The organism is Streptococcus sp. k-90 (assembly GCF_013277565.1).
Lineage (GTDB): Bacteria > Bacillota > Bacilli > Lactobacillales > Streptococcaceae > Streptococcus.
This window is the reverse complement of record NZ_VMNE01000006.1, coordinates 45,132-69,182: the sequence shown is the minus strand read 5'-3', so window position 1 is coordinate 69,182 and position 24,051 is coordinate 45,132. Positions and strand designations below refer to the sequence as shown.

Here is a 24,051-nt window from a genome sequence, read left to right as displayed (position 1 = left end):
TATATTTTTTATTCAAAAAGTTTTTAACGAGCGTTTTTTATGCTCAAGGTATCAAGCTTTAGATTAAAGTTTGATTTCTACGTTTACACCACTTGGAAGATCCAATTTCATCAAAGCATCAACTGTTTTTTGAGTTGGGTTAACGATATCGATCAAACGTTTGTGTGTACGCATTTCAAATTGTTCGCGAGAGTCTTTATATTTGTGAGTCGCACGAATGATTGTGTAGAGGCTACGTTCAGTTGGAAGTGGGATTGGACCCGCAACTTGTGCACCTGTACGAGTAGCTGATTCTACGATTTTTGCAGCCGCTGTATCAAGCGTACGGTGTTCGTAAGCTTTCAAACGGATACGGATTTTTTTGTTTGCCATCTTTTTCTCCTTTTCGTCTATTTAAGATAATAGGCTAGCTCCACAAGAAAACCGACGCGGTGTTGCGTGGCAATGCAACCGAGCGTGTCGCAACCTCTTGCATCAAAGCTAAGACTGTAATTTACAGCACCATAATAGAATAACACAAAGCCCCTGCGATTGCAAGGGATTCGTTGCTGTTTTTTAAAATTTTTAACATGAAAATGTTTTCTTTTTTGATAGGTCATTTATTTAAATATTCTATGGAAAAAAGTTACTCTCTCTTCACCTGTTCATAGCTTTCTTTTCCGTCATTGAGCTTATCCCAAATCACTACTTGCCCACCTTTGAGGGATTTTTGCACATCGATAATTCGTTGATTGGACGAACCTCGAAACTGGAGCATGAGATTTCTCTTAGTTCGATCATATCGTCCATCTACAAGGATGTCAATTAGCGATAAGAGTTCCAATTTGTCTGGAGTTTCCAACATCATTTCTTCCCATGTATAGCCCGTCCAGGACCAGATATCTTTATCTGACAATTCCTTCCGAATCCGCTTAACGAGTGGCAAGAGGATTCCTGTATTAAGGAAGGGTTCTCCTCCCAGCAAGGTCAATCCTTGAACATAGGGTTGGGCAAGGTCTGCCATAATCTGCTCTTCTAACTCTGCCGTATAGGGAATGCCAGCATTGAAAGACCAGGTCGCTACATTATAACACCCCTCGCAGTGAAACATGCAGCCTGATACATAGAGAGAGTTGCGCACGCCTTCGCCGTCCACAAAGTTAAAGGCCTTGTAATCAATAATCCGACCTTGACTGAGTTCCTCGCTTTTCCATTCTTGTGGTTTTGGATTATTCATTCGCTACCTCTATCCAATAACGCTCAACTCCATTACGAACATCCTCAAGGAGCCCACCATTTGCTAGAATGACTACTCTGCTGGCAGGATTATTCACGCTACAGGTTACAAGAGCTTTCTTAATATTCTTTTCCTTAGCAACTTGCAAGCCCTGACGAAGAGTTTCTTTCGCATAACCTTTGCCTCTTTCTGATGGACGAATGGAGTAGCCAATGTGACCACCTTCTTCTAGTAGAAAGTTACTGAGGCGCAACCGGAGATTAAGAAATCCAATTGCTTTACCTTTCACAGAAAAAGCTACTAACTGAATTGCGGGAACCCATCCTTCAGTCAAATTAATCCCCATTTCCTGATTCTGATTACTTTCCAACCATTCCTCGTAAGAAAAATTTTCTGTATCCCAGAAACCACCGTCGTGAGGCGACTGATATTTTTCAAACTCTGCCATCATCTCTAAAACTGTTTCTTTATCTGCTAATCTTGGTCTGCGTAATTCCATCCTTACCTCCCACTAAGATAAAAGCGAGAGCTGACTCTCACTTTTATTTCTTCTTATTCTTGTTTAAAAATTGTTCTTTGAGGTTGAGCAAGCGTTCTTTCTTACCAGCTCCACCTTTAGAGTGTTTCTCGTGATAACGGGTCACTTGTGCGCGCCCCTTATCGTCTAATTGATATTTTCCCATTTTATTTCTTTCTAATTTATTACTTGGTGGCCAGCTATTTTAATCGTTGAGCCATTCATATGTTTGACACGCGCAGCGATTTCCTTGTGACGGCCGTTAACCATAGGTCTCGCTTGAGGATTGCCTAAATAGCCACAAGTCCGTTTAACAACGTCTACTGTTTTAGGGTCACTATTGCCACAGTTTGGACAAGCAAACCCTCTATCAGTTGGTTCAAAATCCCCTTCAAAATCACACTTGTAGCAACGGTCAATTGGAGTATTGGTCCCCAAATAACCCACACGGTCATAAGCATAATCCCACACAGCTTCCAAGGCCTTGGGATTTTGCTGGAGGACTGGATACTCACAATAATGGATGAAACCACCTGACGCACCTGCTTCTGGATAGATTTTTTCAAAATCCAGTTTTTCAAACGGTGTTGGATTTTTACGAACATCGTAGTGGAAAGAGTTGGTATAGTATTCCTTGTCTGTAATATCAGGAATAGAACCAAACTTGTCTGTATCTAGTCGACAGAAACGGTCTGTCAAACTTTCAGATGGTGTTGAGTAGATAGAGAAATGATAGCCATATTGGTCAGACCACTCTTCTACACGGCGTTTCATATCGCGAATGATGTCTAGCGTGAATTCCTTAGCATCTGGATTACTTTCCCAGCTGTTACCAAAGAAAACAGTCGCTACTTCATACAAGCCGATATAGCCCAGCGAAACTGTCGCTCGACGATTCTTAAAGAGCTGGTCAACATTTTCTTCTTTACCTAGACGATGGCCAAAAGCGCCGTACTGATAGAGGATAGGAGCATTTGCTGGTGTCGCTTCTTTGGTACGTTCGACACGGTAAACCAGAGCATCTTCTGCGATATTCATACGTTCGTTGAATATTTCCCAGAACTTATTCATGTCGCCCTCAGACTCGAGGGCGATACGAGGTAAGTTAACTGTCACGACACCCAGGTTCATCCGACCTGAATTGACTTCTACACCATTCTCATCCTTCCATCCTTGGAGGAAGGAGCGACAACCCATAGGAACCTTGAAGGAACCTGTCAGTTCGATAATCTTATCATAGGACAAGACATCTGGGTACATCCGCTTGGTTGCACACTCAAGAGCCAACTGTTTGATGTCGTAGTTGGGAGTCCCTTCCTCTAAGTTGAGTCCTCTTTTAAGCGTGAAGATAAGTTTAGGGAAGATAGCTGTACGATGTTCTGAACCAAGACCCTTAATGCGAATGTTTAAAATAGCCTTTTGAATTTCTCGCTCAAAACGATTGGTTCCTAGACCAAAACCTAGCGAAGTAAAAGGTGTTTGTCCGTTTGAAGTGAAGAGAGTATTGATTTCATACTCTAAAGATTGCATGGCATCGTAGATGTCCTTTTGCGTTTTCTTCCAAGCGTAATCTTCCCGTTTTTCAGGCAAAACCCATTCTTCTGCATCCTTGAGGTGTTTTTGGTAATTCTTCTCTGCATAAGGCGCCAAAACTTCATCGATGCGGTCAGCTGAACAACCTCCGTACTGGCTAGAAGCAACGTTGGCGATGATTTGGGAAATCTGGGCTGTTGCAGTCTGGATAGATTTAGGACTCTCTACCTCTGCATTTCCAATCTTAAAACCATTGTCCAGCATACCCTTGAAATCAATCAAACAGCAGTTGGTCATAGGTGTATAGGGGCTGTAGTCCAAATCATGATAGTGGATATCCCCCTTTTGGTGGGCATTGGCTACATGCTTAGGAAGCATTTGCAGTCCGATTGATTTCCCAACAATGCCTGCTGTCAAATCGCGCTGGGTGTTAAAGACATCACTGTCTTTATTAGCATTTTCATTGACAACTGCCTGGTCTTTGTTGAGAAGTTTATGGATGCTAAAGTTGATATCTGTCGCTTTTGAGCGCTCAAAATCCCTCTGTGTCCGATAAGTGATATATTCCTCAGCTAGCGCATATTCTTTGGCTTCAAGGAGTTCATGTTCTACGATATTTTGAATTTCGTAAATCTTAACTCCCTTTGGAAAGCGACTATGAATTTCTGTGACAATACGCTCAGTCAGAGCATTTAGGCGCTTTTCGACTAAGGGTGTCACGTCCATAACCTTGTCTGCCGCCTTGTGGAGAGCCTTGTCAATCTTGTCCACATCAAACACAACACGTCTCCCATCTCGTTTTTCAACGAAAAGGGTTGGTAGGGTTGTAATTTTTTCTTCTAGTGCAATCATATGCATGCTCTTTTCTAAAATGTTCTTTCTAAAAAGTATTATACCACTCTAAAAAGAAAAATCAATATCTTGTGTTAAAAATCCTAATTTTTTTAAAAATACACAAGATATTGATTTTCTTATTTAATTTTATAAACTTTAAACTCTGAGTAATCGGTCTTTACTTGTTGGTAATTTTCTTTCAAGATTGTTTCTACTTCAGACCAGACTTCCACCTTGTCATTCACCACAATCATCTTGGGTTGTTTTTCTTTCAAGTCATTGATCAAGGTAGTTTTGTTTTCTTCTGTACTCATGTAAAGAAGAGGCGATGGGAACATGGATCCAGCCAAACGCTGGCTTTCCTTATAGATCTGAACATGAGAATCCCAGATATAGATTTGGTCCCCCTCACTTGTCTCTTGTTTGACTCTATCTACTACTTGATGTTGTTCTTCATACGAAGCTGGATGCAAGACAAAACGAGCTACAAAAGGAACTGCAATTAGATAAACCACTACTAGAATCGGTAGGTAGAGATTTCCCTTCATAAATTTTTTCCATAAAGTTGGAACTTCCTCTCTTCTCCGACGACGTGCTATTCTTCCCGAGTGTTCCCCACGAATACTGGTTATCAAAAGAAGGAGTAAAAATGGAAGGATTAGAATCCAACGCGAACCGTGAAGAGGTTCTTGAGAAAAAAGCAACAAGGCTAGTACAAATAAGAAAACAAAGCTAGCTGGTACTGAGATGACATATAATCTAGATGCTTTAGTTTGGAACAAACCGAGAAAAATAAGAATGAAAGCTCCTAATCCAAAGGTTAATAGACCATAAAATAAAGCATTCTCTACTAACTGGGGATTAGCAAAAATACGCATGGAAGTAAATGGATACAAAAATCTACTTAAAGCCTCTCCAAAACCTCCTGAAATGATGACATAGTAGCCTAAAGGATAAAATAGGAGAGAGAAACCAAGTGCTGCCGCAAAAAATTGATAAATCCCATGTATAAAGCGTCCATGTCCAACATTAAAGACAAATAAACCTATCATTACTACTACAGTAAAGAGAAGGCTTGTAAGGGGCTCTATGAAAAATGATAGAGCTAAGAAAATCCCCAAACGTAGAAATCCCTTGTCATGGTTAGGATTTGATAGATAACGCGCTACTAAAGAAAAGCCTGCAAATAAGAATGGAAGAGCTAAAATCGTAGCATAGCCTCCTCCAAAACCTATACCAGATACCAAAATATAAAATATCGTTAGGAGTTGCTTAGCTTGATCCCTTTGCCCTGTCAAATTGTCGGTTGAAGAAAAGAGGAAGTAGCCTCCTCCTAAGAGGGCTAGCCATTCTACCAAGGCAAAAAGAATGCCTCCTTGGGTAATGTAAAGTAGTAAATAATAAAGAAGACCTTGACCAGCATAATAACTACTGTATAGCTGTCCTCCCTGATGCAAAGCCCACCCAATATACAAATCCTGCGCCTGAGAGGGACTTACCATATCTAAAAGTAAAGGAACCACCACAGAAAAAACCGTTACAATCGTACTTCCAATGATGAGTCTGAAGAACGGGAAAGCTACCTGCTCTTCTTTTTCTACATGAGATTCAAAGTTCCTATCCAGTCTATTTTCAATTTCATTACTCTGTATCGTTTCGGATACTTCTTCGATTCTGCCATATACAGCCATGTCGTTTCTCCTATTCAGTTTGTCTGTCTTAGTATATCAAAAAGACCTTGAATTGTCAGCTTGCGATGGCTGTTTGAGTGATTTTTTACATAGTTTCACAAAGGTTTCAATTTCTCGAAATCGGTGTAAATGTGTCTGTTTAAATGTCGTGATATAGTTCAATTCTTTCTGAGTCAGCATCGTTCCCCCCTATATCTTCTTATTCGTAAAAGACAAGAAAAATAGGACTGGTTTGTGTCCTCAGTTCTAGATTTCTTATAAGATTGGGGCAAATAACTGGGCAATTTCCTTAATCAATTTTTGATACCAGCTATTTTTTATAGTATGAGTAAAAATTTCTTGCGATACTGAAAAAATCTCCTCAAAATCTTTTTGAATCTCCGTGATTGATTCTGTTTTATATAGCAAGACTGCATTTTCGTAGTGGTGAAGTAAACTTCTATAATCTAAGTTAATGGTTCCAACTGCAGCAAAGTCCTTATCCACTAAGATTTGTTTACTGTGGATGAAGCCGGGACTATACTCAAAAATTCTTACTCCTACCGATAACAAATCCGAATAAGCTCCTCTTGTAATGAGTTGGATTAATTTTTTATCTGGAATGAAAGGTGTTACAATGCGGATATCAACACCCCTCATAGCTGCATTTTTAATACTCTCTGTTAAGTCATAGTCAATAATCAGATAGGGTGTTGTAATATAGACTGAATCAGTGGCCTGATTAATCAAACTTTGATAGACTTTTTTCCCTACCTGGGTACGGAAGATGGGCTTGGGTCCACTACCGTAAGGAATGCAGAGCCCTTGGCCAGAACAAGGCTGATTTTCCAAGTGATACTGGTCAAAATCGCTGATTTCCCCACGATTGATGTACCAAGTCATCAAAAAGAGACGGGTTAGAGCCTTGACACCAGGGCCATCTAAGCGAATCCCACTATCCTTCCAATAACCAAAGCGTTCTACATGATTGATGTACTCATCAGCTAAGTTAATCCCTCCTGTATAAGCTACCTGACCATCTATGACAAGGATTTTACGATGGTCCCGATTATTATAAGCTACTGTCAAACGAGGAATCACCTTATTAAACTTATGGACCTCTATTCCTAGACTACGAAGCTGAATAGTATAATCCCCAGGTAAAGTCGCCATACAACCGATATCATCATAGAGCATCTTGACCTCGACACCCTGAGCTGCCTTTTGCTCTAGTATATCTAGTATACTATTCCACATCAGACCTTCTTCAACAATATAATACTCTAAAAAGATAAACTTTTCAGCTTTCTTGAGATCTTCCAGCATATGTTGCCACATGCTTTCACCTGAAGAAAAGAATTGTGAGTCGGTTCGATCATACACATCAGCATTGCTATCCATACTCAACAAAGATTTGATAACTCCGTAAGCTGCCTTATCATCTTCCTTCAATTTCTGGCGGAGTGCTTTACTGTTATCCTCCCGAAAATGCATGGAACCAAGTCTGTCCAACTGCTTGATTTCTTTTTTGGATAATCGCCTTTCACCAAACATCAGATAGAGCAGGGGGCCAATGACAGGAACAAAAGTCACCACTAGCCACATTACTTTGCTTTCAGGCGCCATGGAGCGATTAACAATTGCGACAATAGTTGCCATACTCATAAAGATCAAGACAATAATCCATAAAATAGGGGCCATGCGCCCTAAATAAAGAAAGAGACCAAAAACAAGAGAAAGTTCAAGTAGCATAATCGAAAGACTAAAGCCATACTTGGACATCAACAATTGAAATTTCCTATATTTCATATCCCCTCCTTGATATTTTGAATGCTAAAAACAGGTAATTGATACTAGTATAACTCAGGTATTCGACAGAAGGCAAGTATTTATGATCATTTTTCTGACTAAAAGCAAAAGAGACCGAAAAATCCGGTCTCCTCCTAGTCTATTTTGATAAAACGATTTGATCCGATGGGTCTCTATCCATATCATCTACAACGATTTGATTCCCGTTTACAGTGTAAATTTTAGCATCATCGCCAATAATCATGCGTTGATTTGTTGCATCAAATGTAACCTGTTTGACTTTCTGATCCCCGTCAGATTCGAGCTCAGTCCATGTACCAGTAGTTCCAGTTACCACTAAAGTGATACGGTCTCCGTCATCCTGACCAGTATAAGTTCCATCAATATTAGTTGGTTGGGCTGTAACTGTATTTTGTGAAGAACTTGTTGCTGCCTGGTTGCTATTTTGTGTTGAAGATGAAGCAGCAGGTTGCGATTGCTGAGTTTGTTGTGTTTGCTGTTGAGCTGCTGGTTGTTGAACCTGTTGAGCTCTCTGTGAACAAGCTACTAAGAGACTAAGACTTGCTAGAGAAGCAAGAGAAAGTGTGAATGTTTTTAATTTCATGATGAACTTCCTTTCTTCTACCAATTTAGAGCAATTTTCTTCTAACTGGCAGTTCCCCTAGTATAACAAGTTCAAAAAAGGAGGTCAATTTATCTGCTCATGCTCCTGTAGGTGACTCCGTACTTCTGATATAAAATAGAGAGACCCTGTAATGAACAACAAGTCCTGCGCGTCTGCCCTTGCTTCAAAACTGCTAATAAATTCTCGGTAAGAAAAAATCACATCGTAACCTGTTACATCCGTCTCATCTAAAGAACCTTGATAGTCAAAACCAGTCACCTTGAGTTCCACCTGAGGCAAATTTTCAGTCAGATAACCCAGCATCCCTTGATAATCCTTACGTTTCAAGGCTCCAAATAGGATTTGAGGACGATAACCTTCCTGCTCTTTTTCTTTGATAAACTCCACCAGGCGAGTCAAGGCAGGAAGATTATGAGCACCGTCCAAGTAAATCTGCGGACGAATACACTCCAAACGGCCAGCCCAATGAGTCTTCTCCAATGCCTGCCTTATAGCCTGCCCATCAACAATATCCTTCCATTCTCTCATAAAGAGAAGAAATGCTTGTAGCGCCAAGGCCGCATTTTCCTGCTGATAGGCTCCTTCCAATCCTATTTTCAGATGTGGAAAATTCCCCAAAGAACTTGAAAAATCACCCTTTAGCATTGAAAAATCTTGACCTGTCTGATAAAGGTCAACAGCTAAAGATTCAGCTTTTTTCTGACAAACAAGCCTAGCTTCTGGAGCCAGCTTAGCAACCACTGCCTTCTTACTAGCCTTGAAAATACCAGCTTTCTGCTCTGCGATTGCTTTTAGACTATCGCCCAAGGTCTCCTGATGGTCAAGCCCAATGGAGGTGATGACAGCAATCTCTCCAGTTACCACATTGGTCGTGTCAAGTAAGCCACCAATTCCCACTTCTAGTAGAACCAAATCCACCTCTTGCTCCCTAAAATAGAGGAAAGCAATCAAGGTCAGCAATTCAAAAAAAGACAACTGGTCATGAGTTTGCAGAAGCGTCTTTTCCATCTCCTTGACCTGCTCAGCTAAACGGATAAAGTCTGCATCAGCTATTGGTTCCCCATTAATGCAGATTCGGTCATTGATGGAGACAATATGAGGGGAGGTAAAAGTCGCAACTTTTTTGCCATGTCCCATGAATAACTCTCTCATAAAAGCAATGGTAGAGCCTTTCCCATTAGTTCCTGTCACATGGATAATAGGGTAAGACTTCTCGGGATTTCCTAACAAATCCACCGCTTGTTGCATTCGGCTCAAGCCTGACCGAAAATTCAAACCAATCCGACTATGAAGCCATTCTTCTACTTCAAACATATATATCTCCTTGACAAAAATCCAATCAATTACCGCGACAAAGCATGATGACTAATAAAAACAAGGTCAGGATTTTCGTCCCGACCTCTTACCTGGTTAGCTAATAACTAGCTACTATAAATTTTAACGTGGGGTAAAAACGTCCACTGGATGGTCCAACTCTTCCAATTTCTAGGAGTTGGGGTGATACAGTCTCCCAGACTGCCTGCTCTTTCTTTTTTCTAAAAGCAGGGCTAAAAACGTCCCCCGGACTTACCAGCTCTCTTTTGTTTCAAGGAGCTGGGGTAAAAATATCCCCCGGATATTTTTACTCCTCCATAAAACTATTGAAGACTTCTTCAATCATGTTCCATTCGTCTTCTGAGTCTTCTGGGATTGGTTGCAATTCGCCTTCTGTTCCATCTTCGTTTTCGATGAATGAGTAAGCTTGGATTTCAACTTGTCCGTCTTCGTCTTCTTCTGCGTTAACTGGTACTAGAAGAACATAGTTTTTACCAAATTCTTCTTTTCCGTCAATGGTCAAAAGGATTTCAAACAAGGTTTCGTTTCCTTGCTCATCTACTAGTGTGATTAGTTCACGTTCTTCGTGTTCGTGGTTATGATCGTGTGACATAGCCTCTCCTTATATTAAAATTTTCTATCTAAATAATTTTGTAAAATCAGCTGAGCTGCTAACTTATCAATGACTTTCTTGCGCTTATTGCGACTGATATCTGCTTGTTCAATCAACATACGCTCTGCAGCAACTGTTGTCAAGCGTTCATCTTGATAATCTACTGGTAAACCAAAAAGCTCTTCTAGCTTTGCTCCGTAGGCTTGACTAGCTTCCACGCGCGGTCCGCTTGTATTGTTCATGTTTTTAGGCAAACCCACTACAAATCGTTCCACCTTGTAAGTATCAACCAACTCCTTAACGCGGTCAAAACCAAATTGGCCTTGTTCCTCATTAATTTGGATGATTTCAAGTCCTTGAGCTGTAAAACCGAGTGGATCACTAATAGCCACCCCTACCGTTTTCGAACCGACGTCCAATCCCATAATTCTCATAGGTTATAGATCGACTCCTTGTCCTTTAAGGTAGTAGCGGACCAATTCCTCAACGATTTCATCACGCTCATACTTACGGATTTGATTTCGTGCATTATTATAACGAGGAACGTAGGCAGGGTCTCCACTCAATACGTAACCTACGATTTGGTTAATTGGGTTGTAGCCCTTATCGTTCAACGAAGCATAGACATCAGTCAAAGTTTCGCTAATTTCTTTTTTATTGGAATCGTCCAGTTTAAAACGTACTGTTTCTTCAGTAAATCCCATTCTAACACCCTCTTTCCTTAGAATAGTACCATTATAGCATAATTCCTTACCTTCTACAATTCATGCAGTCTATTTATTTGGATTTTCTACTGTTCTGTCGCACCATTTGCCAGTCTGTCTGAAATATATTTGCTTGGTTCATTCTTCAAGAGATTTTCTAAACCAATATTCTTCAGATATTCAGTCTGAGAAGCCTTCTTGACATCCAAAGCTTGAAAATCATAACTGGTCGTTGTTTGAAGTTCTGTTGCACTCAATAATTTGGTTTCAAGCTTAAAGCCTGCCAATTTACGTGCTTCTATAATAGATTGATCCTTATCTTCCGCCTCAAGAAGAGCTTTTTGAGTTTCCTCCACTCCATGTTGGTCAATGTAGGTCTTCAACTCATCAGATACTGGACGTTTTTGTTGAATGGTTAGGCTCAAAAAAGTCTTGTCTTTGTATGTAATGGTTTGGGTTTGCTGGCTACCATCATCTGACTTTGGCAAGACCAAAGTCTTGGTCACAACTGTATTCTTCTCTGCATTCTCAATAACTGGCAATGCCGACTGAAGCGTATCCTTTTCTGTTTTTGTAGCTGTTGCAGTTTCTTTTTTCTGCCCACAACCAGCCAGGACAAAAAGGAAAGCTAGACTAACAAGAACAATTTTTTTCATTTCTTTCTTCTTTCTTTTTCAGATTAAATCAGATTAAAATAGAACAAGACTGAGAATTGCTCCCAGCCTTGATGTTTATAGAGCCGCACGCAAACGTGCTTCTGCATTTTCTACATTACGGACAGAGCGTGGTAGGAAGGCACGAATATCGTCTTCCTTATAGCCAACTTGCAGGCGTTTTTCATCTACAAGAATTGGGCTCTTTAAAATTCTCGGTGTTTCCATAATCAGATTGAGGACTTCATTGACACTCAAATCTTCAATATCCACTCCAAGGGCTTTGGCATAGCGATTTTTAGATGAAACGATGCTGGCTATTCCGTTATCTGTTTTGGTTAGAATATCCAGTAATTCTTCTCTCGTAATTCCTTCTTTACCAAGGTTTTGTTCTTTATAACTTAACTGGTGGGCATTGAGCCAGGTTTTTGCTTTTTTACAGCTAGTACAACTTGAGACTGTATAAATTTTAATCATGTACCTACCCCTTTCGCTACATGTTACTATCAGTTTAGTCTATTATACCATAAAAAACATCCGACTTGCGACCTATTTTTAAATTTTTTTGACTTTTTTCGTCATTTTCGTACTTTTTTCTTGACAAAATGAAATTTACAGCCATTCTTTATATTTCTTGATATAGATTTTTTTCACAACTGTCACGCTAATCATATACAAAGTAATGATGAAAAGTAAAAAGATGAAATAAATCGGTTTTAAAGGAGTTAAATGGAGAAGGCTAGCTAGTGGACTGTAGGGAAGGAAGGTCACAAAGGCTGCAGCCAATAAGGTTGTCACAAGGACTAACCAAGCTGGACGACTTTGTAGAAAGGGAATTTTAGCTGAACGCAGCATATGGATAACCATAGTTTGTGACCACATAGACTCGATAAACCAACCTGTCTGGAACAAGACAATAAAGCCTACGGCCGACTCTGCTCCATGAACATAGGCATGACCTGTCGTCATGGGTACAATGATAAAATAGAGCAAAATAAAGGTCAAAATATCAAAGGCAGAAGATATCGGCCCCATCCAGACCATGAAACGTGTGATAGACTTGGCTTCCCAGGTATGCGGATTTCTCAAAAAATCTTTGTCCACCTTATCAAAAGGCAAAGCAATACAAGACAAATCATAGACTAGATTTAGGATAATCAAATGGACTGGTGCCATTGGTAAAAAGGGTAAAAAGATTCCAGAGACCAACAGGGACAAGATATTCCCAAAATTAGAACTCACTGTCATCTTGATATATTTGGTCATATTTGCATAGACCTTACGACCTTCAACAAGTCCTTTTTCAAGCACCATGAGATCCTTATCAAGTAGGATAACATCAGCTGTTTCTTTGGCAATATCTACTGCTGTATCAACAGAAATCCCCACATCTGCAACTTTCATAGAAGGAGCATCATTGATTCCATCTCCCATATAGCCGACAGCATGACCATTAGCCTTAAATTGCAAAATAATCCGTGCTTTTTGGTCAGGAGAAAGTTTGGCGAAGACGGTTACCTCCTCTACAGCTTGGGCCAATTCTTGATCACTCATCTGATCAATTTCAGACCCCAACAGCATCTGATTGATATCTAAACCAACCTTTTCACAGACGGCTTGGGTAACTTTTTCGTTGTCTCCCGTTAAAATCTTTGTTTGAACTCCATGTTCTAACAAAGCCTTAATTGCTGGTGCTGCAGATGGTTTAGGAGGATCTAGGAAGGCTAAATAACCAGTTAGAATCATATCCCCTTCATCATCAACTGTATAGGCATGACCTTCCCTCAAACCAGACTTATAGGCCACTCCCAAGACACGCAAACCTTGTTGATTGAGTTGTCGGACTTCCGCTAATATTTCTTCTCTAATAGCATATGTCAAGGGAGTAATCACTCCTTGATATTCCGCATGACTGGAAATCGTCAACATTTCCTCTAGGGCACCTTTAGTTACCAAACTAACAACTTCGTGTTCATCCTTGACGATAACACTCATCCGTCTACGTTCAAAATCAAAGGGCAATTCATCTATTTTTTGAAAAGTTTGAGACAGATTTTGCAAGAGGGCGTGTTCTTTGGCTTCCTTTTCAGTCCGTTTGATAATGGCTCTGTCCATCAAATTTTTCAAGCCAGTTTGAAAGTAGGAATTGAGATAAGCTCGTCTCAAGACGGTCAAATCCAAGCGTCCGTGGATATCCAAGGGATATTCTAGAACGATTTCGTCTTGGGTTAGAGTCCCTGTCTTATCTGTACATAAGATATCAATCGCCCCTAAGTCCTGTATGGCATTGAGTTTCTTGATAACCACTTTTTCCTTGGCCATGATAATGGAGCCTTTTGCTAGGCTAGCGGTAATAATCATAGGAAGCATCTCAGGTGTCAATCCAACACCAACACTCAAAGCAAATACGCCAGCTTCTAACCAATCTCCATCTGTCAAGCCATTAGACAAGAAAACGATGGGCACCATGACCAACATCAAGCGAATCAAGAGCCAAGAGATACTGTTCATCTCTCGTTCAAACGAAGTGGGCTCGTCGTAGGTGTTCAGAGTCTGCTCGATGGCCCCCATCATGGTATCATCACCAACCGCCAAAACCAAGGCCTTGGCACTACCAGATAATACATTGGTTCCCATAAAAGCCAAGGATTCGGCTTCTAGCAGACTATCAGATTGTTGAACTGTTACCTTGGTCAAGGCCAATTTTTCAACAGAATCACTTTCGCCTGTCAAACCCGACTGTTGGACAAAGAAATCGCGCGACTCAAATAAAAGAAGATCTGCTGGAATCATATCTCCAGCGCTTAATTTAACCACGTCACCTACTACCAAGTCATCGATAGGTACTTCTTGGATTTCTCCTTGACGAATGACAGTCGCTGTGTTGACAATCATTTTTGAAAGATTGGTGGCTGCCTTATCACTGCGGAGTTCTTGGACAAATCGAATGCCTCCAGAAATGAGGACTAGGACAACGATGATAATGGAAGTCGTCGGATCTTCTTGACCTGGTTTTGCCAACCAGACATTGGTCACTAAGGAAATCACGGCGATGACCAGTAAGATGATTGTAAATGGATTGATAATAGATTCGTAAATCTTTTTCAAAATCGAATCTTCTTGACCTTTGGTAATGGTGTTTTCGCCATATAGGGCACGATTTTTTTCGACTTGTTCCTCTGTCAAACCGTTTAAACTGGTATGATAAAAAGTTAGACTCTCGTCTAAAGGGACTTGAATAGCTGTTGCTAATCTTTCTTTTGTTGTTTTCATTGGTTTCTCCTATCTGTATGAATAATGTGTTTCATACACAGAGACCAATCACTTTATAAGGGCAGAACGACACAAATCAGCGATTGGCTGTGTATGTGCGGTTCCGGATGGTCGTCAATTTGCATCGTCTGTCTCCTTTCTTTGTTTTAAACAGTAGAAAATCCCACCATAAAATGGCAGGATTAAAAAACTAATTATCTGTTTTTCGTTCAAGCTTTAACTCCATAGGGCAATGAAATGAGCTTAGTCTTGGCCTTCGCGACCAGAACTGTTGACCAACGAGTAGTGTCTCCACTGCTTTGCGGTAGTCATCCGTATCCCTATGGTAGCCTCACCTACCGTTTTCGTTTTTCAGTATAAACTTTTAAAATTTAAAAGTCAATCATTTGAGTTGTTTAACTCTTAAATGACTATCAACTCTTTTGGAGCCAGGGTCAACAATTCACAACCTGTTTCTGTAATCAGAATATCATCCTCGATACGAACACCATATTTACCTTCAATATAAATACCCGGCTCGTCTGTCAAGGCCATACCTGCCTTAATAGTTTCTGTAGAAGTTTGGCTAAAGTATGGTTCCTCATGGATATCCAGTCCAATACCGTGTCCGATACCGTGGGTAAAGTAGTCGCCATAACCTGCCTCGATGATAATATCACGAGGAATTTTGTCAAAGTCACGGAAACCTAATCCTGCTTTAGCCTGGTCAATCAAGGCTTGGTTGGCTTTCAAAACCGTATTGTAAATCTCTGCTTGCTCGTCGCTAACATGCCCCAAGTAGATAGTCCGTGTCATATCACTGACATAGTGGTCATAAAGGCAACCGAAGTCCATAGTAATGGCTTCTCCTAGCTCCACTGGTTTGTGCATAGGATGAGCATGGGGTTTGGAAGAGTTGATACCGCTAGCTAGAATCGTATCAAAAGATAAGCCAGATGCTCCCAACTCACGCATGCGGAAGTCAAGGAAGTTGGCAATCTCAATTTCAGTCTTTCCTGGCTTAATAAAGTCAAGCGCATCGCGGAAAGCTTGGTCTGAGATAGAACAAGCCTTGCGAATAGCTGCAATCTCCGCTTCATCCTTAATCATACGAAGACCTTCAACAAACTGAGTTTGTGGAAGTAAGTCAATTCCTTCAAAGGCTGCCTGCATACGGTGATAATAAGAGACAGAAATCTCGTCCTCAAAACCGATTCGAGACAAGCCCATGTCCTTAACAATCCCTGCAATAACAGCCAATTCATCACGGTCAGCCACAATCTCAAAACCACTGGTTTCTTGCTTGGCTGCAATGATATAGCGAGAGTCTGTCACCAAGACCTGACGGTCACGGCTGATGAAGACTGTTCCGTTTGAGCCCCAAAAACCAGTCAAGTAGTAGACGTTTTTAAGGTTATTGATGATGATGCCATCTAGTTCTTTTTCTTGCATTTTCGCTAGAAATGCTTGTACGCGTTTATTCATGATGTAACTTTCCTTTCAAATAATGTCCTGTGTAGCTGGCTTCATTGGCCGCTACTTCTTCTGGAGTTCCTGTTGCGATGATGATTCCACCACCGACACCGCCCTCAGGTCCCAAGTCAATAATATGGTCTGCCGTCTTGATAACGTCTAAATTGTGCTCGATAACAAGGACTGTATTGCCATCATCGACAAAGCGAGCTAAAACCTTGAGCAATCGAGCGATATCCTCGGTATGAAGACCTGTCGTCGGCTCATCCAGAATGTAGAAAGATTTTCCTGTCGATCGTTTGTGAAGTTCACTAGCCAGTTTCATACGCTGGGCTTCTCCCCCAGAAAGGGTGGTAGCAGGTTGCCCCAATGTCACATAACCAAGTCCCACATCCTTGATAGTCTGAAGTTTGCGCTGAATTTTCGGAATGTGTTGGAAGAATTCCACCGCATCATTAACCGTCATATCCAAGACCTGCGAGATATTCTTTTCCTTGTAGTGAACTTCTAGGGTTTCACTGTTGTAGCGGGTACCATGGCAGACTTCACAAGCCACGTATACATCTGGCAAGAAGTGCATCTCAATCTTGATAATCCCGTCACCTGAACAGGCTTCACAGCGACCACCCTTGACGTTGAAACTGAAACGACCCTTCTTGTAGCCTCGAATCTTAGCTTCATTTGTCTGGGCAAAGAGGTCACGTATATCGTCAAAAACTCCCGTATAGGTAGCTGGATTAGACCTCGGCGTTCGTCCAATCGGGCTCTGGTCAATATCAATCAAGCGGTCTACATGCTCAATCCCTGTAATAGTTTTAAACTTACCAGGTTTGTCTGAATTGCGGTTGAGCTTCTGGGCAATGGCTTTTTTGAGGATACTATTGATCAAGGTCGACTTGCCTGAGCCCGACACCCCTGTCACCGCAATGAATTTTCCGAGAGGGAAGCGAGCAGTGATATTTTGTAGGTTGTTTTCACACGCTCCTGTCACTTCGATAAAACGACCATTTCCTACACGGCGCTCGTCTGGTACTGGAATGGCACGTTTGCCTGACAAGTACTGGCCTGTGATAGACTTACTGTTACGAGCTACCTGTTTAGGCGTACCTGCGGCGACAATCTCCCCACCAAAAACACCCGCACCAGGACCAACGTCAATCAGATAATCCGCCTCCCGCATGGTATCTTCATCGTGTTCCACTACAATGAGAGTATTGCCCAAATCACGCATATTTTTCAGACTGGCAATCAGACGGTCATTGTCCCTCTGGTGGAGCCCGATTGACGGCTCATCTAGGATATAGAGGACGCCTGATAGGTTAGATCCAATCTGGGTCGCCAAACGAATACGCTGACTTTCACCACCTGAAAGGGTACCTGCCGAACGAGACAGGGTCAGATAGTTAAGCCCCACGTTATTAAGGAAAGTCAAACGGTCCTTAATTTCCTTGAGAATAGGCCGAGCAATGATGGCTTCATTTTCAGACAGAGTTAACTGAGAAACTAGCTCCAAGTGGTCTGCGATAGACAGATCTGAGATTTCTCCGATATGTGGTCCTTGCTCACCACCTACACGGACAGACAAGGCCTGGTCATTAAGACGATAGCCATGACAGGTTCCGCAGGTCAGCTCATTCATGTAGAGGCGCATCTGAGTGCGAGTGTAATCACTATTGGTTTCATGGTAGCGACGTTTGATATTACCAATAACTCCTTCAAAAGGAATGTCGATATCACGCACGCCACCAAATTCATTCTCATAGTGGAAATGGAATTCCTTGCCATCTGAACCATAGAGAATCAAGTGCTTATCTTCTTCTGACAAGTCCTCAAAAGGCTTATCCATATCCACTCCAAAGGCTGTCATGGCCTGCTCTAGCATATTTGGATAGTAGTTGGACGAGATAGGATTCCAAGGTGCTAGCGCTCCCTCACGTAAGGTTTTGCTGGCATCTGGCACTACCAAATCAGTATCCACCTCCAGCTTGATGCCCAAGCCGTCACACTCACTACAAGAGCCAAAAGGAGCATTGAAAGAGAAGAGACGAGGCTCTAACTCTGGAACAGTAAATCCACAAACTGGGCAGGCATAATGCTCAGAGAACAACAACTCAGAGTCGTCCATGGTGTCGATAATGACATAGCCTTCTGCGATACGAAGGGCTGCCTCAATAGAATCAAAGAGACGACTACGAATGCCCTCCTTGATGACGATACGGTCAACTACGACATCAATATTGTGTTGCTTACTCTTGGACAACTCTGGCACTTCGGTCACATCATAGACTTCCCCATCCACACGGACACGAACATAACCGTCTTTCTGAACCTTCTCAATGACACTCTTATGTTGGCCTTTTTTCTTGCGGATGACCGGAGCTAAAATTTGCAGGCGCTGGCGTTCAGGTAACTCCAAAACCTTATCCACAATTTGCTCCACAGAAGAGGCCTTGATAGCTCCATGACCGTTGATACAGTAAGGCGTCCCCACACGTGCGTAGAGGAGACGCAGATAGTCATTGATTTCAGTCGTTGTTCCCACTGTCGAGCGAGGGTTTTTGCTGGTCGTTTTTTGGTCGATGGAAATAGCTGGGCTGAGACCATCAATGGCATCTACATCAGGCTTCTCCATATTTCCCAAGAATTGACGAGCGTAGGCTGACAAACTCTCTACATAGCGACGTTGTCCCTCCGCATAGAGGGTATCAAAGGCCAGACTGGATTTCCCTGAACCTGACAAGCCTGTCACAACAACCAACTTGTCTCGCGGAATTTCCACATCAATATTTTTTAAATTATGGGCACGCGCCCCATGAATGACAATTTTATCTTGCATCTTTGTTCTTTCTAGTCCATTATTGCTTACCATTATACCAAAAAAAGTGAGATTCTATTACCCAAAAGGCCGATTTTGTAGTATAATAGTACGGTGTGAAAAAATCTGAAAAATGAGAAAGGATAAGGGATATGAAACAAGTTTTTCTCTCTACAACAACTGAATTTAAAGAGATCGATACGCTTGAACCGGGTACTTGGATCAATCTCGTTAATCCAACTCAAAATGAATCACTCGAAATCGCTAACGCCTTCGATATTGATATTGCCGACCTTCGAGCACCGCTCGATGCGGAAGAAATGTCTCGTATTACCATTGAAGACGAGTATACCCTGATTATCGTAGACGTGCCGGTCACAGAGGAAAGAAATAACCGCACTTACTACGTAACCATCCCGCTTGGTATTATCATCACTGAGGAAACCATTATCACTACATGTTTGGAACCATTACCAGTCCTCGATGTCTTTATTAACCGTCGTTTGCGTAATTTCTATACCTTCATGCGTTCACGTTTTATCTTTCAGATTCTTTATCGCAATGCAGAGCTTTATCTAACAGCCCTTCGTTCGATTGACCGTAAGAGTGAACAGATCGAAAGTCAACTGCATCAATCAACTCGTAATGAAGAATTGATTGAGCTCATGGAATTGGAAAAAACCATCGTCTATTTCAAGGCCTCCCTCAAAACAAATGAGCGCGTGATTAAGAAATTAACCAGCTCAACCAGCAATATCAAGAAATACCTTGAGGACGAAGACCTACTTGAAGATACCCTGATTGAAACCCAACAGGCCATCGAGATGGCAGACATTTATGGAAACGTCTTGCATTCTATGACGGAGACCTTTGCCTCTATCATTTCCAATAACCAGAACAACATCATGAAAACCTTGGCCCTTGTGACCATCGTCATGTCCATCCCAACCATGGTCTTCTCTGCCTACGGGATGAACTTTAAGGATAATGAAATCCCCCTAAATGGCGAGCCAAATGCCTTCTGGTTAATCGTCTTTATCGCCTTTGCTATGAGTGTCTCGCTCACTCTCTATCTCATCCATAAAAAATGGTTCTAAGAGGAGTTCCTATGTCTCAGATTGATCTACAAAAATTAACAAAGAAAAACCAAGAGTTTGTCCATATCGCTACCCAACAATTCATCAAAGATGGGAAAACAGACGCTGAAATTAAGGCTATTTTTGAGGAAGTTATTCCTCAAATCCTTGAAGAGCAAATCAAAGGTACGACTGCTCGTTCCCTCTATGGCGCACCGACCCACTGGGCTCATAGCTTCACTGTCAAAGAGCAGTACGAAAAAGAGCATCCAAAAGAAAATGATGATCCAAAACTCATGATTATGGACTCAGCTCTTTTCATCACTAGCCTCTTTGCCCTCGTCAGCGCCCTCACAACCTTCTTCTCAGCAGATCAGGCTATCGGTTACGGTTTGATTACCCTTCTGCTAGTTGGATTGGTTGGTGGATTTGCCTTCTACTTGATGTACTACTTTGTTTACCAATACTATAGACCTGATATGGACCGCAGTCAACGTCCACCTTTCTGGAAATCTGTACTGGTTATCCTAGCTTCGATGTTCCTTTGGTTACTTGTCTTCTTTGCAACGAGCTTCCTACCAGCTAGCCTTAACCCAGTACTGGCTCCATTGCCACTGGCTATTATCGGAGCAGCCCTACTAGCCCTTCGCTTCTATCTCAAGAAACGCTTGAACATCCGCAGCGCAAGTGCAGGACCAACACGTTACTAAGAAAAGGAAAGAGCTATGGCATATAGTCAATCTTTAGCTCAGCAGATTCGAAAAATTCTAGCGCTCAAACTTCCTCCCCAAATTTTCGAAGAAGAGCTAGAAGAAAAGAAGCTGTTTGGTGGCCTGGCCTTTATGATTCGTGGTAAAATGGTCCTTACTATCAGTTCCAGAAAGGATGAACTGGTTATGGTCAGAATTGGCAAGGAAATGGAGAAGCAAGTTCTACCCCGAACAGGAGCTCATACTACATTGATGAGGGGGCGCCTTTATCATGGGTATATAGACTTAGATATAGAAGGCCAAAAAGAATTGCCTTACTGGATTGATTTGGCTCTCTCCTATAATCAAGAGTTGACCAAGTAACTCATATCTAGCGAGATTACTGATTAGAAAACGAAAAGCAACTGCACCAGCGGTTGCTTTTTCACTTGCTTGCCTACAAGCTTCCCTCTACCCTTTTCCCTATAGTTTTCTCCCATCTTTTATGATAAAATAGGCTCAATCAATTTCTAGGAGGAAGAAATATGGTTTCTACTATTGGTGTTGTTAGTTTATCTAGTGGCATTATCGGAGAGGACTTTGTCAAACACGAAGTGGACTTGGGTGTCCAACGTCTCAAGAACCTGGGACTCAATCCTACCTTTTTGCCTCATTCGCTAAAAGGATTAGACTTTATCAAGGACCATCCTGAAGCGCGTGCAGAGGATTTGATTCATGCCTTTTCTGATGATAGCATCGACATGATCCTATGCGCCATCGGTGGAGACGATACCTATCGCTTGCTACCCTACCTCTTTGAAAATGACCAACTACAAAAGGTTATCAAACAAAAAATTTTTCTTGGTTTCTCGGATACAACTATGAACCATCTCATGTTGCATAAACTAGGAATCAAGACTTTTTATGGCCAATCCTTTTTAGCAGATATTTGTGAATTAGACAAGGAAATGCTGACCTATAGTCTCCACTACTTTAAAGAATTGATTGAGACTGGAAGAATCTCAGAAATCCGCCCTAGTCACGTTTGGTATGAGGAACGAACCGACTTCAGTCCCAAGGCTCTAGGAACACCTCGTATCAATCATACAAATACTGGTTTTGACTTGTTACAAGGAAATGCCCAGTTTGAGGGAAAAATCCTCGGTGGTTGCCTCGAATCCCTCTACGATATCTTTGACAACTCTCGATACGTAGATAGCACGGGCCTCTGCCAAAAGTACAAACTTTTCCCTGACTTGTCAGACTGGGAAGGAAAAATCCTCTTGCTAGAAACAAGCGAAGAAAAGCCTGAGCCAGAAGACTTCAAAAAGATGTTGCGAACTTTAAAGGACACTGGCATATTCAAGGTCATCAGCGGACTCTTGGTCGGGAAACCTATGGATGAAACTTTCTATGACGACTATAAGGTGGCACTAATGGACATCATTGACAGCAATATCCCGATTGTCTATAATCTGAATGTCGGCCACGCAACTCCAAGAGCCATTGTTCCCTTTGGCGTTCACACCTATGTAGATACACAGGAGCAAGTCATTCGCTTTGATTATAACAAAAAATAAATAGTTTCTCTATTTTTGTGCTTTTGTATTGGTTTTCGTTACAATTTGTATCTGAATCTATTGCATTTCGCTAATTTCTATGATATCCTTTTGAAGGAGGTGTATATGACAAAACAAAAAATTAATCGAATCGTAGGTTCTATTGGTGCCTTTATTGGAATTATAGTATTTATTGCCTACATACCTCAAATTATCGCTAATTTACAAGGAAATAAAGCTCAACCATTTCAACCTTTATCAGCTGCAATATCTTGCTTAATCTGGGTTATTTATGGATGGACAAAGGAACCTAAGAAGGATTGGATACTAATCATTCCAAATTCAGCTGGTGTTATTTTAGGTGGAATCACTTTTCTGACTTCACTCTAACAAATATACTAGTATATATAAAAAGCTGGGAAAAATTTCTCAGCTTTTTTCTATATTCTCAGATATGCTAGCTATCTGTACACACTAATGACCACTTTTCCACGCACAATCATTCTCATGGTCATCAACTAGCCCTGCAGCCTGTAGAAAAGACAAGACGGCGACTGGGCCTGTGAACTTGAAGCCTCGTTTTTTGAGATCTTTGGCTAATTTTTCAGACAAAGGTGTTTTAGCTGGGGCTTGGCGGTAATCGGGAACATCGTTAACGATCGTTTTCCCCTCAACAAAAGACCAAAGATAGGCATCAAAAGAGTTATAATCTTTCTGCACTTGTAAAAATGCTTGAGCATTGCTCCGTGTGGCAAAAATCTTAGCACGATTGCGGATGATAGCTGGATTATCCATCAAGGCTTCCAATTCGGAGTCGGTCATCTCTGCGACTACTTGAATTTGATAGCCATGAAAGGCTTCTCGGAAAGCTTGTCGTTTGTTGAGCACCGTTTCCCAAGACAGGCCTGCCTGATAGGTTTCCATACACAACAACTCAAACAATGCTTGATCATCATGGAGGGGCTGACCCCACTCCTCATCATGGTAGGCTACATATAGAGGATTGATCATCTTGACCCACGAACAACGTTTTGTCATGCTCTGCTCCTATTTGACCAACATTTTAAGGGCCGACTTGATATAGTTCTCAGCTGTATCTGTCGTTCCTTCAAAGAATTTCTTGATTTTCTTGAGTTCGGTCGCCTTGTAGCCCAGTGCCAACATGGCTTCCATGGCTTCTTCCAATTCTTGGTTTTCAGCGCTTGCTTGCACTGCGACCTTAGCAGGAAGGTCATCTCCAGCAACTACTACCTTGCCTTCCAAGTCCAGCACCATCTGCTGGGCTGTTTTCTTGCCAATTTTAGGGAACTTGGTCAAGTAGGTAATATTCTTGGTTTCGATGGCTTGAACCAAGCCAGCATTGTCATCGGCAGCGATAATAGCAAGAGCTGATACAGGACCAATCCCAGAAACCGAAATCAGACTGAGAAAGAGTTTCTTCTCGTCCTCTGAACGAAATCCATAAAGTAGATGCGCATCCTCACGCACCACCTGATGCACATAAACTTGAGCTTCTTGGTTGACTTGTCCTGAGTAGGCATAAGGATTGGCCACATGCAGGATATAACCGATACCGTTGACTTCAAGAACAATGTATTTAGCAGTGATTTTGGTAATGATTCCTTTTAAATATTCGTACATAGTTTTCCTTTTATGCTCAATGAAAATCAAAAGCAAACTAGAAAGCTAGCCACAGCTT

24 protein-coding genes and 1 riboswitch are annotated in these 24,051 nt (G+C 41.5%); of the genes, 5 read left to right on the top strand and 19 right to left on the bottom strand.

Translation table 11 applies throughout. The annotated features are described in order from the left end of the window. Positions 1 to 63 precede the first annotated feature (63 nt). From rpsJ to uvrA, 17 genes are all read right to left on the bottom strand, one after another. Complete coding sequence (gene rpsJ, locus HT734_RS02570) at positions 64 to 372, bottom strand: 30S ribosomal protein S10 (protein WP_001284513.1); 309 nt, start codon at positions 370 to 372, stop codon at positions 64 to 66. Positions 373 to 625: 253 nt separating this feature from the next. Beyond that, entirely contained in the window at positions 626 to 1,216 is a 591-nt protein-coding gene (gene nrdG, locus HT734_RS02565; protein WP_001064219.1) for an anaerobic ribonucleoside-triphosphate reductase activating protein, read from the bottom strand. Continuing rightward, positions 1,209 to 1,715 carry a GNAT family N-acetyltransferase gene (locus tag HT734_RS02560; RefSeq protein WP_173277638.1) on the bottom strand — a complete coding sequence of 169 codons (507 nt, stop codon included), beginning with the start codon at positions 1,713 to 1,715 and terminating at the stop codon, positions 1,209 to 1,211. Before HT734_RS02560 ends, nrdG begins: the two co-directional genes overlap by 8 nt. A gap of 43 nt (positions 1,716 to 1,758) precedes the next feature. Beyond that, on the bottom strand, positions 1,759 to 1,899 hold the full coding sequence (locus HT734_RS02555; protein WP_000521615.1) for a hypothetical protein: 141 nt from the start codon (positions 1,897 to 1,899) through the stop codon (positions 1,759 to 1,761). Between the two features lie 11 nt (positions 1,900 to 1,910). Beyond that, positions 1,911 to 4,118 carry an anaerobic ribonucleoside-triphosphate reductase gene (gene nrdD, locus HT734_RS02550; protein WP_173277640.1) on the bottom strand — a complete coding sequence of 736 codons (2,208 nt, stop codon included), beginning with the start codon at positions 4,116 to 4,118 and terminating at the stop codon, positions 1,911 to 1,913. Positions 4,119 to 4,237: 119 nt separating this feature from the next. After that, on the bottom strand, positions 4,238 to 5,791 hold the full coding sequence (locus HT734_RS02545; protein WP_173277642.1) for a damage-inducible protein CinA: 1,554 nt from the start codon (positions 5,789 to 5,791) through the stop codon (positions 4,238 to 4,240). 255 nt (positions 5,792 to 6,046) lie between these two features. Further along, positions 6,047 to 7,579, bottom strand: coding sequence for a cardiolipin synthase (gene cls / locus HT734_RS02540; protein WP_061758920.1), 1,533 nt, complete (start codon positions 7,577 to 7,579; stop codon positions 6,047 to 6,049). Between the two features lie 139 nt (positions 7,580 to 7,718). After that, entirely contained in the window at positions 7,719 to 8,183 is a 465-nt protein-coding gene (locus tag HT734_RS02535; protein ID WP_061758921.1) for an SP_0198 family lipoprotein, read from the bottom strand. Between the two features lie 84 nt (positions 8,184 to 8,267). Beyond that, positions 8,268 to 9,518 carry a folylpolyglutamate synthase/dihydrofolate synthase family protein gene (locus HT734_RS02530; protein WP_061758922.1) on the bottom strand — a complete coding sequence of 417 codons (1,251 nt, stop codon included), beginning with the start codon at positions 9,516 to 9,518 and terminating at the stop codon, positions 8,268 to 8,270. A 307-nt stretch (positions 9,519 to 9,825) separates the two neighbouring features. Next, entirely contained in the window at positions 9,826 to 10,131 is a 306-nt protein-coding gene (locus HT734_RS02525) for a DUF1292 domain-containing protein (protein WP_000017626.1), read from the bottom strand. A gap of 14 nt (positions 10,132 to 10,145) precedes the next feature. Then, positions 10,146 to 10,565, bottom strand: a complete 420-nt coding sequence (gene ruvX / locus HT734_RS02520) for a Holliday junction resolvase RuvX (protein WP_004239076.1) — start codon at positions 10,563 to 10,565, stop codon at positions 10,146 to 10,148. A 3-nt stretch (positions 10,566 to 10,568) separates the two neighbouring features. Continuing rightward, on the bottom strand, positions 10,569 to 10,835 hold the full coding sequence (locus tag HT734_RS02515; protein ID WP_000507059.1) for an IreB family regulatory phosphoprotein: 267 nt from the start codon (positions 10,833 to 10,835) through the stop codon (positions 10,569 to 10,571). An 86-nt stretch (positions 10,836 to 10,921) separates the two neighbouring features. Then, positions 10,922 to 11,491 carry an SP0191 family lipoprotein gene (locus tag HT734_RS02510; protein WP_061758923.1) on the bottom strand — a complete coding sequence of 190 codons (570 nt, stop codon included), beginning with the start codon at positions 11,489 to 11,491 and terminating at the stop codon, positions 10,922 to 10,924. A gap of 75 nt (positions 11,492 to 11,566) precedes the next feature. After that, positions 11,567 to 11,965 carry a transcriptional regulator Spx gene (gene spx / locus HT734_RS02505; RefSeq protein ID WP_000591165.1) on the bottom strand — a complete coding sequence of 133 codons (399 nt, stop codon included), beginning with the start codon at positions 11,963 to 11,965 and terminating at the stop codon, positions 11,567 to 11,569. A 135-nt stretch (positions 11,966 to 12,100) separates the two neighbouring features. Beyond that, positions 12,101 to 14,761 (bottom strand): magnesium-translocating P-type ATPase, encoded by a 2,661-nt coding sequence (gene mgtA / locus HT734_RS02500; protein ID WP_061758924.1) that lies wholly within the window; start codon positions 14,759 to 14,761, stop codon positions 12,101 to 12,103. Between the two features lie 194 nt (positions 14,762 to 14,955). Beyond that, positions 14,956 to 15,106: riboswitch (M-box (ykoK) riboswitch) on the bottom strand. 57 nt (positions 15,107 to 15,163) lie between these two features. Beyond that, on the bottom strand, positions 15,164 to 16,225 hold the full coding sequence (locus HT734_RS02495; protein ID WP_061758925.1) for a Xaa-Pro peptidase family protein: 1,062 nt from the start codon (positions 16,223 to 16,225) through the stop codon (positions 15,164 to 15,166). Next, a complete protein-coding gene (uvrA, locus tag HT734_RS02490) occupies positions 16,218 to 19,049 on the bottom strand; it encodes an excinuclease ABC subunit UvrA (RefSeq protein ID WP_173277644.1) in 2,832 nt (943 codons plus the stop codon). The genes HT734_RS02495 and uvrA overlap by 8 nt, the downstream gene beginning before the upstream one ends. Before the next feature lie 131 nt (positions 19,050 to 19,180). Here uvrA and HT734_RS02485 point away from each other — a divergent pair, with 131 nt between their 5' ends. From HT734_RS02485 to HT734_RS02465, 5 genes are all read left to right on the top strand, one after another. Next, on the top strand, positions 19,181 to 20,125 hold the full coding sequence (locus HT734_RS02485; RefSeq protein WP_000815623.1) for a magnesium transporter CorA family protein: 945 nt from the start codon (positions 19,181 to 19,183) through the stop codon (positions 20,123 to 20,125). Between the two features lie 11 nt (positions 20,126 to 20,136). Further along, complete coding sequence (locus tag HT734_RS02480; RefSeq protein WP_173277646.1) at positions 20,137 to 20,814, top strand: DUF1129 domain-containing protein; 678 nt, start codon at positions 20,137 to 20,139, stop codon at positions 20,812 to 20,814. Positions 20,815 to 20,829: 15 nt separating this feature from the next. Next, complete coding sequence (locus tag HT734_RS02475) at positions 20,830 to 21,177, top strand: hypothetical protein (protein ID WP_173277648.1); 348 nt, start codon at positions 20,830 to 20,832, stop codon at positions 21,175 to 21,177. A 161-nt stretch (positions 21,178 to 21,338) separates the two neighbouring features. Next, positions 21,339 to 22,373, top strand: a complete 1,035-nt coding sequence (locus tag HT734_RS02470; protein WP_173277649.1) for a S66 peptidase family protein — start codon at positions 21,339 to 21,341, stop codon at positions 22,371 to 22,373. A 105-nt stretch (positions 22,374 to 22,478) separates the two neighbouring features. Further along, positions 22,479 to 22,742, top strand: a complete 264-nt coding sequence (locus HT734_RS02465) for a SemiSWEET family transporter (protein ID WP_000166114.1) — start codon at positions 22,479 to 22,481, stop codon at positions 22,740 to 22,742. Positions 22,743 to 22,826: 84 nt separating this feature from the next. Here HT734_RS02465 and HT734_RS02460 read toward each other — a convergent pair whose 3' ends face one another. Both HT734_RS02460 and ruvA read right to left on the bottom strand, forming a co-directional pair. Next, positions 22,827 to 23,390, bottom strand: coding sequence for a DNA-3-methyladenine glycosylase I (locus tag HT734_RS02460; RefSeq protein WP_173277650.1), 564 nt, complete (start codon positions 23,388 to 23,390; stop codon positions 22,827 to 22,829). Between the two features lie 9 nt (positions 23,391 to 23,399). Next, entirely contained in the window at positions 23,400 to 23,993 is a 594-nt protein-coding gene (gene ruvA / locus HT734_RS02455; protein WP_101776614.1) for a Holliday junction branch migration protein RuvA, read from the bottom strand. Positions 23,994 to 24,051 lie beyond the last annotated feature (58 nt).